Raw genomic sequence first — 14,010 nt, forward strand, 5'->3', positions numbered from 1 at the left:
GGAGACCTTCGGGTCTGCCGGGGTTTGTCTTTTTGCCCGGTTCGCCAACCCTCGCACAGCTGCCACCCATTCGTTTGGCGACGATTCGTGGTGGCTCTTGATAACCAAAAAGAGTGTCATCCATGCAAAATATTGCTCTCAGAAACACCCACACCGCCTATTTCGACGCCACTCTGTTTCTGCGTCACAGTCGCATGCTGCGCGCCATTTTTACTGACGCCCAGGCGTGGTTCTGTCTGGCCGACCTTGCCCGCCTGATGGGCAAGGCGTTGGACCAACGCGCCACGCTCAAGCTTGATGCGGATCAGCGTCGCGAGGTCTGGTTGCAGGCCAATGGCGAGTGCCAGCGGCAATTGATGATCAGCGAGTCCGGCACGCTGGCGCTGCTGGTTCATCACTACGTGCCGGAGAACCGCGCGCTGCGTCAGTGGCTGACGCATGAGGTGCTGACGGTTTTGCACGATCAACAGAACGTGACCCTGGACAACCCCAGAATGACCCAGCTGCAATGGCCGGGCACGTCGCTGAGCGTGCTGCACTGGCGCAGCGAAACCTGGATTCGGTTGCGCGATATGCCGAATGTTGTGACCGAGGCAGCGCCCCGACCAAAGCGGACGCTATGGCGCAGGGTGTTGAAGGAGATGGACCGCATACGCACCGTTGTTTGATGAGACCTGTACCCTCAAAAACCATAAGTAGCCCGCGCATAGTAATACGCACCGTTGGTGCCGATCGGCGACAGCACGTCATACGGCAGGTTGCCGCCGTAGTTGATTTGCGAGTTGGAACGTTCCGGGTAGCGGTCCGTGAGGTTGTTGCCGCCCAGGGCGATGTCGAATGTCGGCGTGAATGTGTACTGCACTTCGGCGTCCAGTTGCCACACGGCGTTGTAGGTCTGTTCGGGCTGTGAGTCGCCGAAGTCGAACACGCGGGTGGTTTTGCCCTGTCGTGTCAGGCGGCCGAGCAAGCCCCAGTGCTGACTGGCCCAATTGGCGGAAAACACCAGGCGGTCTCGCGGCGCTGCGTCGGTCAAGGTGTTGCGCTCTTCGACGCCCACCAGTGCATCTTCGCCAATGCCCAGTGCACTGAGTTGCGAAGGCGTGCCTTTGGTCTTGGTAACGTTGGTGTGGTTCCAGGTATAGGCCGAGGTCAGGCCCAGTTGCCCGTCGAGCCAGGGCTGATGGTAGTTGAGCACCAGCTCGGCCCCGTGGGTGCGTGTGTCGGCAGCGTTGGTGAAGAAGTTGACATCGTGGACGCCGGCAACACCGAGGTTGTTGTTGATGTATTGCTCCAGCGCATCGCTGCCGATGCGCTGGGACAGGGTAATGCGGTCCTTGACGTCGATGCGGAATACATCGAGCGAGGCATCGAAACGCTCACTCAATTGCGCGATCAGGCCGAGGCTGAAGTTTTTCGAGGTTTCCGGTTTCAAGTCCTCAGCGCCCAGTGCACTGGCAATCGGGTCGTTGACCGACAGCACGCGGATATCGGTCAGCGTGCCACCGGTGCCGAAGTTGCTGGTGGTGTGCTGAAAGCCGACCTGTGCCAATGACGGGGCACGAAAGTTGTTGGATACAGCACCGCGCAGGGCCAGCTGTTCAGTCAGGCGATAACGACCGCTGAGTTTGCCGGTCAGTTTGCTGCCGGCATCGTCATAGTGCTCCCAGCGTGTGGCGGCATCGACAAACAGCCGGTCAGTTAGGTCGCCGGACAACTCGGCGTAAGAGCCGAACACGTTGCGGTCCAGGTCAACCGCCTCGCTCGGGCGCAGGCCGTTGGCACCATCGGCTCCGGTGCCGAAGTACGAGGCTGCATCACCGGCGTAGGTCAGGTAGTTTTCATAACGGTACTCACTGCCCACCGCGAGTACGAACGACCGGGAGCCGAGACGCAACTCGCGAGTGAAATCCAGGTTCGCAGTGGTCTGGCGCAACTCATAGTCACCGGTGTCGAAACGGGTTGGCGAATCGGCCCCCAACGCGACATTGAGGGTGCGCTCGGTGGCCGACTCGAAGCGATTGCGCCCGTGGGTGATGCTGCTGTCGAAATCCCAGTCTTCGCCAATCAAACCCTTGAAACCGGCGGTGGCCGACAGATCGGTGTTGTCGCCCAGCGACTGAGGCAGATAGCCGTTGGGGTAGAACTGCGGCTGGTCGGTGGGGTAGCGATAGAACTCGGCACCGGTGGTGTGCCGCTCGTTGTACGTACCAAATGAATACGCCTTGCCGTTGCCCAGCGGCACTTCGCTGTTGAACCAGAGGTTGACGTCGCGCGCCACCCCGTCGCCCATCACATAGTTGCGCTGACCGGGGGTGTCGGCAAAGCCGTCGAACCCGGCGCGGTTGGTCGGGTTGCGATCCTTATATTCAGTGCCGCCCCGGATGAATCCGCCCTCTTCTCCCAGCCGCGTGCCGATCTTGGCGGTGGTCAGGCTGTTCTGGCCATCGGTGGTGGTTTTGCCGATGGCCTTTTGCCGGGTGTGGTAAGCGCCATAGGTGGTGGACACTTCACCGCCTTCCGGGGCGTCGTCGAGGATGATGTTGATCACCCCGGCAATCGCGTCGGAGCCGTATTGCGCGCCGGCACCATCACGCAACACTTCGATGCGTTTGATCGCACTGATCGGAATCGAGTTGAAATCGACCGGCGCAGTGCCGCGACCGATTTTCGACGAGTCATTGACCAACGCCGAAGTGTGGCGACGCTTGCCGTTGACCAGCACCAGCACCTGATCGGGGCTCATACCGCGCAGTTGCGCTGCGCGCACATGGTCTGCACCACCGGAGTTGGACTGCCGGGGAAAACTGAACGACGGCAGTAAGGTCTGCAACGCCTGACCCAGCTCGCCATTGCTGGCCCCGGCCGACTTCAAGTCATCGGCAGTCAACACGTCCACCGGCACTGGCGAATCCAGCACAGTACGCGCCTTGCCTCGCGTCCCGGTCACCGTGACTGCGCCCAGGCGTGTGCCCTCGGCACTGATGGATGTTTCTTCGGCCTGCGCTGGAAGTTGTGACATGGCTGTCACTATGGCGGCGGCCAACAATGAACGTGATCGGCAGTACATACAGCGCTCCTTTGAATGGCAGGTGCTGACCGGCCTTACCAGAAATAGAGCCGGCAAGACGTCCTGCTGATAGTTATGTTTTTATATCGGCCGACTGGCTGTTGCCTTATCTACAGCAAGTAGTAGTCATATATAAGTCTCATGGGAGCGACCGGGGCGGCGATCCGTATCGCTCGCGAAGAGGCCAGTACAGCCTTGAAAACAAGGCGTTTGAACCAACGTCTTCGTGAGCAAGCTCACTCCCACAGGGATCTTTACTCCTCTTGATGCTGCGGTTTTATCATGTAACCGAAGCGGTTCTTATTATGCGATACAACTACCTGGCGAGCGGTATCCACGGTGCGTTGGCCACGTTTGCCGCGTCGGCAAAGGCAGGCACTTTTTGCGCGAGATCACGCACGTTCTTTACATCAAGGTCCAGCAACTGTTGGCGGGTAATCAGCGCAGGAGGCACTTGCACCCGACTGCCCGGGTCCTGACCGGCAATGCGCATTGCCAGGCTGCGCACGCTGATCGCTCCGATCACTTCCGGGTTGACGGCGGCGGTCGCGACCCAGGCGCTGTCAGGCTCTTTCATGATCTGAATGTCGGAGGTCGAGATGTCGGCGCTGTAGATTTTTATCTGCTTGCCAAGGCCCGCTTCGTCGACCGCTATCTTGGTGCCTTTGGCAAACTCGTCAAACGGCGCGAAAATCACCTGCAACCCCGGATTGGCGCGCAGGACGGCACTTGCCTGATCCGCCACGGAGTTGGCAATCGGCGGGTTGAGCGTGCCGAAACGGGCCTTCTCGATGATGCCGGGGTTGGCGGCTTTGACCTCACGCCAGATATCGTCACGGCGCTCCATCGGGGTAAAACCGCCAATGAACACATAACCTGCCTGGAATGCGTTGCCGTAGTCCTTCAACGCCTGCCCCAGAGCCAGACGCGCCAGTTCGTGGTGGTCCTGCTCAACCTGCGTCACTTGCGGGTTGCCCAGATCAACGTCGAAAGCAACCACCTTGATGCCCTTGGCGACGGCCTTGGCCACGGTGTCCTTGAGGGTTTCTGCCAGGCCCAGTTGAACAATGATGCCATCCACACCGAGGTCGATGGCCTGCTCGAGCATTTCCCGCTGAGTGGCAGCCTGCTGCCGTGCATCGAACAGGCGCAGATCGATGCCCAGTGCAGCCGACTGCTTCTGGACCCCCCGCAGGTAGGCTTCCGGGAAGTCACCGGAGAACATGTAGCCCACCAGCGCGACTTTGACCCCGCCCTTGTCGAACGGCGCTGGCGCACCTGCAATCCCTGCCGCATGGGCACCGCCAGCCAATGTAAAGACCAGTGCCGCAGCAAACAGTCGGCTCAGGCCACTGTGGATGATTCCGAGCATCGAGTATTCCTTTTCCGAAAAAGGCTCAGCGCGCCCGTTGCGCGAGGCCGAACGTGAACATAAGAGCGAGGACAAGCACCGCGCCCTTGACGAAATCCTGGGTGTAATAAGGGGCATTGAGCATGGTCAGGCCGTTGAGCAGCGTGGCGACCAGCAGCGCGCCCACCAATGTGCCGAACGCATTGGGCTTGCGCGCCCCGAGTACGGCAAAACCGATCAGCGCTGCGCCGAGCGCGTCGAGCACCAGACCGTTGCCGGAACTCACATCGCCACGCCCCAACCGCGCTGCCAATAGCAGGCCGCCCAACGACGCGAGCAAGGCCGACAGTACGTAGGCCAGCAGCTTGTATTTTTCCACCGGAGCCTCGGCCAGACGCGCCGCGCGTTCGTTGCCACCGATGGCGTAGAACACCCGACCGAAGCGGGTCAGTTTCAGAAAACCCCACACCAGCAAGGCGACGACAGCCATGACCAGCACCGGAACCGGCACCGTGTCCCACAACCTGGCACGGCCCAGCGCAAGAAATCCTGCGCTGAAACTGCCACTGGCTTCATCGCCATTGGGCAAGGTCATGCCGACCGCAATTGAACGCCCGCCGGTGGGAATCAGCTGCACACCGATGATCAGAAACATGCTGCCCAGCGTGGCCAGAATGTCCGGTATGCCCATGCGCACGATGAGAAAGCCGTTGAATAGCCCCACCAGTGCACCGCAGGCCAGACTGATGAAGATCGCCGCCAGCGGCCCCCAGTCGAGCACGACCATCACGTAACTGGCGCACATCACGCTCATGGCGACGACCGCACCAATGGAAAGGTCCATGCCGCCCACCGACATGCTCAGCGTCACGCCCAAGGCCAGCAGAGCGACGATGGACAACGACTGAAGGATGATGAACAGGTTACCGACCCGCAAAAATGCAGGCTCGGCGATAGAAAACAGCAGCACCACCAACACCAGCACCAACAGCAGGCCGTAGTGGATGATAAAGCGCAGGACGGCGTCGCCACGGGCGGGCTTCAACGCAATTGAAGGGATGGTTTCAGACACGCAGGGCTCCTCGGTGCAATAAAGGCGGGTTGACCGGCTGCGGCGCTGTGGCCAGGCCTGCCAGTTGCGCGAGCAGTTCGTCACGTTGCAGGCCTGCGCGCGAATACTCGGCGACCACGCAGCCCTCGCGAACCACCAGGATGCGGTCGGCTATTTCCAGTGCCTCGTCGGGGTCAGAGCAAATCACCAGGGTGGCGCGCTGCGCTGCACTGGCGCGTATCCGCGTACCGATCTCGCGGCGAGCGCGAATGTCCACGCCCTGGAAGGGCTCGTCGAGAATCAGCAGACGGCCGTTGCCTAACAGCCAGCGTGCCAGCACGACCTTCTGCTGATTGCCACCGGAAAGCGTATCCATCGGCACATCGACGCCTGCACACTTGATGCCCAAAGACTGCACCTGGTCCTGCACCGCCTCGCGCTCCTTGCCCTGATTAATGAACCCTGCCCGAGTGAAACGCGACAGGAACGGCAAGGTCAGGGTTCTGCTCATCGAAAACCCCGGCACCAGCGAGCCGCGGGCGCGGTCTTCACTGGCCATGAATACCCCGTCCGCGATGGCCTGACGCGGTGATTGCGGCGCCCACGGCAGACCGTCCAGCTCAAGGGTGCCGGCCAGTGGCTGGCGCAGACCGTAGAACAGCTCGGCAATCTCGCTCTTGCCCGCCCCCAGCAAACCAGTCATCGCAACCACCTCACCTTCGTGCAGGCTGAGGTCAAAGCGGGCGCTGCGTGCGTCCAGCTGGCAGCCACGCATCCGAAGCACTTCACGACCGCTTTCACCAAACGGATGCACCACCGGCGCAAGCTCACTGCCGAGCATGGCCCGCACCGCAGCGGCCAGGTCCAGCGGCGCGGCGAACTCGCCGCTTACGCGCCCGTCGCGCAGCACAATGGCCCGGTCGGCAATGCGTTGCAGATCAGACAGACGATGAGAGATGTACACAATGCACACGCCTTGCGCGCGTAGCGCGTCGATCAGCTCGAACAGGCGATGCGCTTCGGTCGCCGACAACGAGGCGGTGGGCTCGTCCAGCACGAGCAATTTAGGCTTGAGCGCCAGTGCGCGCGCCAACACCACCAGTTGCTGTTGCGCAGTGCCGAGGCTTTCGATGGGCGCATTCAACGGCAGGTTCAACTGCAGGGTGGCGGCAATTTGCGCCGCCCGTTCGTGCAGACGCTGGCGTTGACTCCAGAACGGTGTGTCCTGCTGGCACAGTTCATCCAGCAGCAGGTTTTCGGCCACGCTGAACCCCGGCACCAGCGCCTCGTCGGTATGCTGATGCACCGCAACTATCCCGGCCTGACGGGCCTCCAGCGGTGAAGCAAACCGTACCGCCCTGCCCTCGACCAACAGCTTGCCAGCATCATGCCGATGGCTACCGGCAAGAATTTTCACCAGCGTGGATTTACCGGCTCCATTGGCCCCAAGCAAGGCCACCACCTCACCCGGAAAAAGACTTAGATCAATATCGTGCAGCACACGGCTTGGACCAAATGATTTAGTCAATGCGGTGACGCGGACCCACGCATCTTCGCGAACGGTTGGCGGTAGTTTCATGGGTATCTCGGCCATGGGTATCTCGGCGCAAGGAAAAAACACACAACAACAGGGTCAACCCACGCCAGATCGAAGCGAGATGCAGCCACTGTATGCACATTGCTACAGAGCCTAATGGACTAACCAACAAGTTATAAATAACCAATAAGCATATTAATAGATGGATCCGGCCAGCGTGTTTTCAGGCTTGGCGGCACGCCGAATAACGCATATGCATATTCGTTATTGATATTTAGATTTATTTTTTAATAGCTATAAGGTTCTCTCTTATGCAAAACGCGCAGCTCTTTAGAACAGACTGCAAGACCAGGCTTATCGCCAACCCTTCCCCTATTTCGAGCACACGCCATGAAAGGCATCAAACCCCTGTCGTTCTCAGCCCTGATGGGTTCAGCGTTGCTGCTGAACGCTGTCATTTCCTTTCCTGCCCTGGCCGGGTTGCTGGAAAAAGGACGCAGCGACGGCCTGACCGCCGGCATCGCCAACGAACAGCCTTATGCCTACATCGGCACCGATGGCAAGGCAACCGGGGCCAATGTCGAGATACTGCGTGCGATCCTTGAGCCATTGGGCATCAAACAGATCGAGACGCCCATCACTGATTTCGGCTCTCTGGTGCCGGGCCTGGCAGCGGGTCGTTTCGATCTGATTGGCGCCGGCCTCTTCATCAACCCGAACCGCTGCAAAGTCATCTCGTTTTCCAACCCGGTGACGCGCTCCGGCGGTGCGTTCATTGTCAAAACCGGCAACCCGCTGAACCTGCACAGCCTCAAGGACGTCGCCAGCAACGCCAAAGCGCGTCTGGCCACTCAGCCTGGCAGCAATCAGGTTCAGGAAGCCAAAGACAGTGGTATCGCCAACAGCAACGTGGTGTTGTTCGACAAGGACACCGAGGCATTGGCCGCCTTGCAGGCGGGTCGCGTGGATGTGGTGTATTTCCCGGACGCCGAAGTCATCAGTCTGATCAAGAAGGCCAACAGCCCGGACATCGAGCGCGCATTGCCGTTCGAGCAGATTCCGGACGCCAGCGGCAAACCGGGCTGGAATTACCACGCGTACGGCCTGCCAAAGAACGACCCGGCTTTTGAACAGGCTTTCAACGAGCAACTGGCAAAACTCAGGGCGTCGGGCGAGCTGCTGAAAATCCTGCAGAAGTACGGCTACACCGAAAACGAACTGGCTGACCCGGCCATTACCGCAGCCCAACGCTGCAACCCATGACCTGCCCCGCCGAGCAACGGCGTGCAGTAAACGGCCCTGACCCATACGAGTACGGCCATGCCTGTTGACGCTGCAACACTGGAAACCGCAGGTTTCATTGCCAGACAATTGGCCCACGGTGCCTGGATCACCCTGCAGATCACGGTGCTTGCCGAACTGCTGGTGCTGGTGCTCTCGTTTGTAATCGCCCTGATGCGCCTCTCGCCGTTCAGGGCGTTACGCTGGTTCGCCACTATGTATGTCGAGGTGCTGCGTGGCATCTCTGCATTGGTGCTGCTGTTCTATCTGTTTTTCATCCTGCCACTGTTCGGCATTCGCCTGTCCCCCATGACCACGGGCGTGCTGGGGCTGGGCCTGACATTTTCGGCATATGGCGCGGAAATCATTCGCTCGGCACTGATCAACGTCAGCCAGGGCCAACGTGATGCTGTGCGTGCACTGGACTTCGGGCCGGTAAGCGCATTTCGACGAATCATTCTGCCGCAGGCCCTGCCGTTCATGATCCCGCCGATGGGCAATCAATTGGTCGAGCTGCTGAAAACCACGTCGCTGGTTTCGCTCATTACCCTCACCGACCTGACCTTTACCGGCAGTCAATTGATAACCACGCTGGGCCAGCAAACGCTGATCTGGAGCATCGTGCTGGTCTGCTATTTCGTAATGGCCTGGCCACTGAGCTGGCTGGTCAAACGTTATGAGCAGCACGCCACTGCGTGGCGCACAGCCAGGGGATGAACGATGGAGTTTGATGTCGCTTTCGCCTGGTCGATCCTGCCAGAGCTGTTTCAGGGCCTGCTGGTGACCGTGCAGGTTGTGCTACTGGGGTTTCTGCTCGCGGTTTTGCTCGGTCTGGTCCTGGCCCTGACATTGCGCTCGCCGATGACTCTGGTGCATCGCTTGAGCAAGGGCTACCTGAGCTTTTTCCGTAACACGCCGCTGATGGTCCAGCTGTATGTTCTGTTCTTTGCGTTCCCCTTGGCAGGCATAACATTTGCGCCGATGACCACCGGCGTGATCGGCCTTGGATGCTATTACGCCGCTTACATTGCCGAAGCGTATCGCGGTGCCATCGACGACATTCCCGCCGGGCAATGGGAAGCCGCACGCGCTCTGGACTTCAGTCGGGGCGACACCTGGCGGCGCATCATCCTGCCGCAGGCGTTGAAACCCATGCTGCCGGTGCTCGGCAATTACCTGATCGGGATGTTCAAGGAAACGCCGCTGCTGGCAGTGATTACCATCCCCGAACTGTTTCAGGCGGCCAAGCAGATCGCCGGTATGACCTATCGTTACAACGAACCGTACACAGTAATGGCGCTGATGTTCCTGGCAATCAGTGTGCCGACCTCGTTGCTGTTCAAATACCTGGAAAGACGCAGCCATGTCTGATCTTGCACACACCGCAATCCCGTCCGTCAGCACCACGCAGATACAGTTGAAACAAGTGGTCAAGGACTTTGGTCGCAACCGGATCATCGACCACCTCGACCTGAGCATCCCTCAAGGACAGAAAGTCGCCCTGATCGGTCCCAGCGGCTCGGGAAAATCCACAGTACTGCGCCTTATCAAGGGCCTTGAAAGTTATCAGCAAGGCAGCATCGAAGTGGCTGGCGAAACAGTGCCGGTGCGCAAGCCTCGATGGCAATGGCCTGGCTCGGGCAAGACTCCGGTAGAGCATCGGGTGGGTATGGTGTTTCAGCAGTTCAATCTGTTCCCGCACCTTACGGTGCAGGGAAATATCACCGAAGCGCCGTTACGCGTGCTCAAACTGTCCAGGGAGGAAGCCCTTGAACGCGCTCATCAGTACCTCGGGCTGGTCGGGCTTGCCCACAAAGCCGATGCCTACCCGAGCCAGCTTTCGGGCGGTCAGCAGCAGCGCGTGGCGATTGCCAGAGCGCTGGCCATGCGCCCGCAGGTCATGCTGTTCGATGAAGTCACCTCGGCGCTCGACCCCGAGCTGGTAGGTGAGGTGCTGGCGGTTATTCGCTCGATTGCCCACGAGTTTCAGATGACCATGCTGTTGGTCACCCACGAAATGAAATTTGCCCAGGACATCGCCGACCGTGTGCTGTTCATGGAAGGCGGCCGCATCGTGGCGGACGGCACCCCGAGTGAAATTCTGCTGAATCCGCAAAACGAGCGGACTCGAAGGTTTCTGCAGAGGGTGGAGCAGCGCTGATTGCCAGCGCCGCTCTTTTTGCAGGGTGAGACTTTTGAACTTCGCAACACTTTGAAAGTGGCGACAATCAGATCCGGAAGCGCGCAACCATGTCCTGCAGTTTGCTGCCAAGGCGCGCCAGTTCCACGGTAGACGCCGCGCTTTGCTCGGTGGCGGTGGCCGACTGATCGGCGATGTCCCGTACACTGATCACACTGCGATTGATTTCGTCGGTCACGGCACTCTGCTCTTCAGCGGCAGCAGAAATCTGTTGACTCATCTGTTCGATGGTCACAATCGAATGAGTGATTTCATGCAGCGATTCTTCGGCCTGCCGCGCCAGCGCCACCGTACCTTCAGTGCGTTGACGGCTGGCATTCATCAGCTCCGATGCTGCGCCGGTGCCATCCTGCAAGGACTTTATCAGCGCCTCGATTTCAGTCGTGGATGACTGTGTACGCTGCGCCAGCGAGCGCACCTCATCGGCTACTACGGCAAAACCACGGCCCTGCTCACCTGCACGTGCAGCTTCGATCGCGGCATTGAGGGCCAGCAGGTTGGTCTGTTCTGCGACCGCCTTGATCACATCGATGACGCCGCCAATCTTGTCGCTGTCCTGAATCAGGCGCTGCATGGCCTGGCCCAGTTGCCCCACTTCACCGGCAAGCTGGCTGATTTCGCGAGTGGCGTTTTGCACAACGCTGCTGCCATGGGCTGCACGGCCACTGGCCTGTCTGGCGGCCTGCGATGCATCTTCAGTGTTTTGCGCCACCTCCTGAACAGTGGACGCCATCTGGTTCATGGCTGTCGCCACCTGATCGACTTCCAGTTTCTGCTGAGTGACACCCGCGCTGGTCTGCTCGCTGACGGCTGAAAGCTCCTCGGCCGCCGTGGCAATTTGTGTCACGCCATTACTGATACCGCCAATCAGGGTACGCAGCGATACGGTCATGTGTTGCATGGTGTTTTGCAGCAGGCCCAGCTCATCCTGGCGAGTGGTGCTGAGGTCGTTGGTCAGATCGCCGTCGGCAATCCGCCGCGCCGCGATCACAGTCGAATCGAGCGGACGGGTGATCTGACGGGTAATCAGGATCGCCGCGAAGATGCCCAGCAGCAACACGGTCACTGCCACGGTGAGCAACTGGGTTACCGCGCTATCTTTTTCTTGATTGGCACTGACCACCTGCCCCGCCATCAGTTTTTCCGTACTGGTGACGATGTCCATTGACTGCTGGCGAAGGCTGTCGCGAATCTGATCACTCTGTTGTATCAGTTGCGAGATGGAGACCATTAACGACTTGTACTGTTGCAGTGCCGCCAGCGCCTCATCCACTGCCGGGCCTGCCTTGTTCGGCAACTGATTGCGCGCGCTGCCCACCTGAGCGATCAGCGAGTCGGCAGCGTCGAAGGTAATCTGCCTGTTTTCAGCGGTCGGGATACTGATATAACGGCGAAACACCAGGCGAAAATTGGTCATGCCATTACGCAGGTCGCCGGCAATCTTCACTTGATCGATACCGCTCTGATCCAGCGAACGGGAAACGTCGTCAAAAGTCTTTTGCAGCAGTGTCTCGAAACTGCCGCTGACCTGTTCGGAAATGGTGATCAGCGGCTGCATGGCCTTATCAATTTGCCGATTATTATCGACCAACCGGCTGAACGTTTGTCTCACTACTCCCGCCTGATCGCGAATACCTCTGAGGATATCGGCGTTGGCCGGAACGGTCAGAATCTTCAGGCCTTCCTCGATGGTCTTGCCGAGGTTGTCCAGAGCGGCCGTGTAGCTCTGCGAATTGCTCGCGTCAGGCTTGGCGGTATAGGTCTGTGCGGCGATTCTAAGGCTCAGCGCATCGGCCTTTACCTCGGAAACCCTGGCGGCCTTGCCCAGCCGCTCGATCAGCAGGTTGGTGCTGAGGTAACCTATCGCGGTGACCGTGAGTACGCCCAGCAGTATCAAACCGAAACCCAAACTCAGCTTTTTACTGACCTTCAAATTGTCCAGCCATGTCGACTTCATCAAGCTTTTCCTCGGGATTTATCGTGATACCCAAGGATCGACTGTTCGCTGAACAACTTTATAGCCGTAGCGATTGCAAAGATTGATCGAAAAGATAGCAATATGACATGAGCTTTTCTGGTTCTCTCTATCAGGGGAGGGCCTGCCCCCCAAATACTTGGCAAGGGTTCACCTGTAGGGTTACGCGGACATGAATTTTCACTGACCTATAGGCACTCATCATTGCCGGTGATAGTAACCTTCGGTTTATTCGATTCGTTAATAACACCCCGTCGGCAACAGAATCCGCCCATTCTTTACTATCGGCGGAACTTCCCATGCACCAGACAATCAGCCATCTGCGCTTTCCCCTCACCGCCCTCGCCCTTATCGTTATCAGTGCCTGCGGCCGAGCGCCGGAAGCCACCAGTGCGCCTGGTGCAGCCAAGGTCAGCGTGGCCAAGGTGCTTGAGCAGCCGATCAACGAATGGGATGAATTCACCGGTCGTCTTGAAGCACCGGAAACCGTCGAGGTACGCCCCAGGGTCTCCGGTCAGATCGATCAGGTAGCGTTCACCGATGGCTCGCTGGTCAAGAAAGGCGACCTGTTGTTCCAGATCGACCCGCGCCCGTTCCAGTCCGACGTTCGTCGTCTCGAAGCACAACTGCAGCAGGCCCGCGCCGTTGCATTGCGCAGTGACAATGAAGCTCAGCGCGGCGAGCGTCTGCGTACCAACAATGCGATTTCCGCCGAACTGGCCGAGTCGCGGACCTCTTCGGCGCAGGAAGCCAAGGCCGGTGTCGCCGCCATTCAGGCGCAGTTGGACCTGGCTCGACTGAACCTCAGCTTTACCCGTGTTACCGCACCCATTACAGGCCGCGTAAGCCGCGCCGAAATCACAGCGGGCAACATTGTGACTGCAGATGTCACCGCACTGACCAGCGTGGTCTCTACCGACAAGGTCTACGCCTACTTCGACGCTGACGAACGCGTATTCCTCAAGTACACCGAGCTGGCCCGCAAAGGGCAGCGCGGCCAGACCACGCCGGTATACCTTGGCCTGTCCAGCGAAACCGGCAACCCGCACCTGGGACAGATGAACTTTGTCGATAACCAGGTCAACCCGAGGACCGGAACCATTCGCGGTCGTGCAGTGTTCGATAACGCCAATGGTGACTTTACCCCCGGCCTGTATGCCCGTCTGAAACTGGTGGGCAGCGGTACCTATCCGGCCGTGCTGATCAATGATGAAGCCGTGGGTACTGACCTGGGCAAGAAATTTGTACTGGTCATGGACAAGGACAACAAGCCCGCCTACCGGGCTGTCGAGCTGGGCCCGAAAATCGAAGGCTTGCGTATTGTGCGTAACGGCCTGGGCAAGGACGACACCATCGTCGTCAAAGGCTTGCAGCGCGTGCGTCCCGGCCAGCCTGTAGACCCGGAAGTAACGCCGATGGCCAGCGCCGACACCCTTGCAGCATTGCTCAAACAACGCCAGGCCCTCGAAGCCAGCAACCTGCCACAAGTGGCGCCCAAAGCGGCCGTCAAAATTGCCAGCGCCACTGCGCCGCGCGGCTAAGGGACTC

11 protein-coding genes and 1 pseudogene are annotated in these 14,010 nt (G+C 59.4%); 6 read left to right on the plus strand and 6 right to left on the minus strand.

The features are described from left to right. The first annotated feature begins 122 nt into the window (after positions 1 to 122). Positions 123 to 668 carry a BRO-N domain-containing protein gene (locus ALO80_RS18705; protein ID WP_055010071.1) on the plus strand — a complete coding sequence of 182 codons (546 nt, stop codon included), beginning with the start codon at positions 123 to 125 and terminating at the stop codon, positions 666 to 668. Positions 669 to 682: 14 nt separating this feature from the next. Here ALO80_RS18705 and ALO80_RS18710 read toward each other — a convergent pair whose 3' ends face one another. From ALO80_RS18710 to ALO80_RS18725, 4 genes are all read right to left on the minus strand, one after another. Next, a complete protein-coding gene (locus ALO80_RS18710) occupies positions 683 to 3,067 on the minus strand; it encodes a TonB-dependent receptor plug domain-containing protein (RefSeq protein ID WP_055010072.1) in 2,385 nt (794 codons plus the stop codon). Between the two features lie 316 nt (positions 3,068 to 3,383). Then, entirely contained in the window at positions 3,384 to 4,439 is a 1,056-nt protein-coding gene (locus ALO80_RS18715) for a substrate-binding domain-containing protein (RefSeq protein WP_055010073.1), read from the minus strand. A gap of 25 nt (positions 4,440 to 4,464) precedes the next feature. Next, positions 4,465 to 5,490, minus strand: a complete 1,026-nt coding sequence (locus ALO80_RS18720; protein ID WP_055010074.1) for an ABC transporter permease — start codon at positions 5,488 to 5,490, stop codon at positions 4,465 to 4,467. Beyond that, complete coding sequence (locus ALO80_RS18725; protein WP_055010075.1) at positions 5,483 to 7,048, minus strand: sugar ABC transporter ATP-binding protein; 1,566 nt, start codon at positions 7,046 to 7,048, stop codon at positions 5,483 to 5,485. Before ALO80_RS18725 ends, ALO80_RS18720 begins: the two co-directional genes overlap by 8 nt. Before the next feature lie 348 nt (positions 7,049 to 7,396). On the opposite strand from ALO80_RS18725, the gene ehuB reads away from it, so the two are divergent. Genes ehuB through ALO80_RS18745 form a run of 4 tightly spaced genes read left to right on the plus strand, consistent with a single transcriptional unit; the run spans position 7,397 to position 10,448 of the window. Continuing rightward, a complete protein-coding gene (ehuB, locus tag ALO80_RS18730; protein WP_055010076.1) occupies positions 7,397 to 8,269 on the plus strand; it encodes an ectoine/hydroxyectoine ABC transporter substrate-binding protein EhuB in 873 nt (290 codons plus the stop codon). Positions 8,270 to 8,326: 57 nt separating this feature from the next. Then, positions 8,327 to 9,004: an ectoine/hydroxyectoine ABC transporter permease subunit EhuC gene (gene ehuC / locus ALO80_RS18735; protein ID WP_055010077.1), complete on the plus strand. Its 678-nt coding sequence runs from the start codon at positions 8,327 to 8,329 to the stop codon at positions 9,002 to 9,004. Between the two features lie 3 nt (positions 9,005 to 9,007). After that, positions 9,008 to 9,658 (plus strand): ectoine/hydroxyectoine ABC transporter permease subunit EhuD, encoded by a 651-nt coding sequence (ehuD, locus tag ALO80_RS18740; RefSeq protein WP_054987533.1) that lies wholly within the window; start codon positions 9,008 to 9,010, stop codon positions 9,656 to 9,658. Next, positions 9,651 to 10,448, plus strand: a complete 798-nt coding sequence (locus tag ALO80_RS18745; protein WP_055010078.1) for an amino acid ABC transporter ATP-binding protein — start codon at positions 9,651 to 9,653, stop codon at positions 10,446 to 10,448. Before ehuD ends, ALO80_RS18745 begins: the two co-directional genes overlap by 8 nt. A gap of 67 nt (positions 10,449 to 10,515) precedes the next feature. Here the strand turns inward: ALO80_RS18745 and ALO80_RS32605 are convergent, their stop codons facing one another. After that, the gene (locus tag ALO80_RS32605; RefSeq protein WP_375232946.1) at positions 10,516 to 11,388 is read right to left on the minus strand and encodes a methyl-accepting chemotaxis protein; all 873 of its coding nucleotides are present in this window, start codon (positions 11,386 to 11,388) and stop codon (positions 10,516 to 10,518) included. A 33-nt stretch (positions 11,389 to 11,421) separates the two neighbouring features. Next, positions 11,422 to 12,444: pseudogene (locus tag ALO80_RS32610) on the minus strand (methyl-accepting chemotaxis protein); the annotation flags it as partial. A 317-nt stretch (positions 12,445 to 12,761) separates the two neighbouring features. Here ALO80_RS32610 and mexE point away from each other — a divergent pair. Further along, entirely contained in the window at positions 12,762 to 14,003 is a 1,242-nt protein-coding gene (gene mexE, locus ALO80_RS18755; protein ID WP_055010080.1) for a multidrug efflux RND transporter periplasmic adaptor subunit MexE, read from the plus strand. Positions 14,004 to 14,010: the final 7 nt, after the last annotated feature.

This window comes from Pseudomonas caricapapayae, assembly GCF_001400735.1.
GTDB classification, from domain to species: domain Bacteria; phylum Pseudomonadota; class Gammaproteobacteria; order Pseudomonadales; family Pseudomonadaceae; genus Aquipseudomonas; species Aquipseudomonas caricapapayae.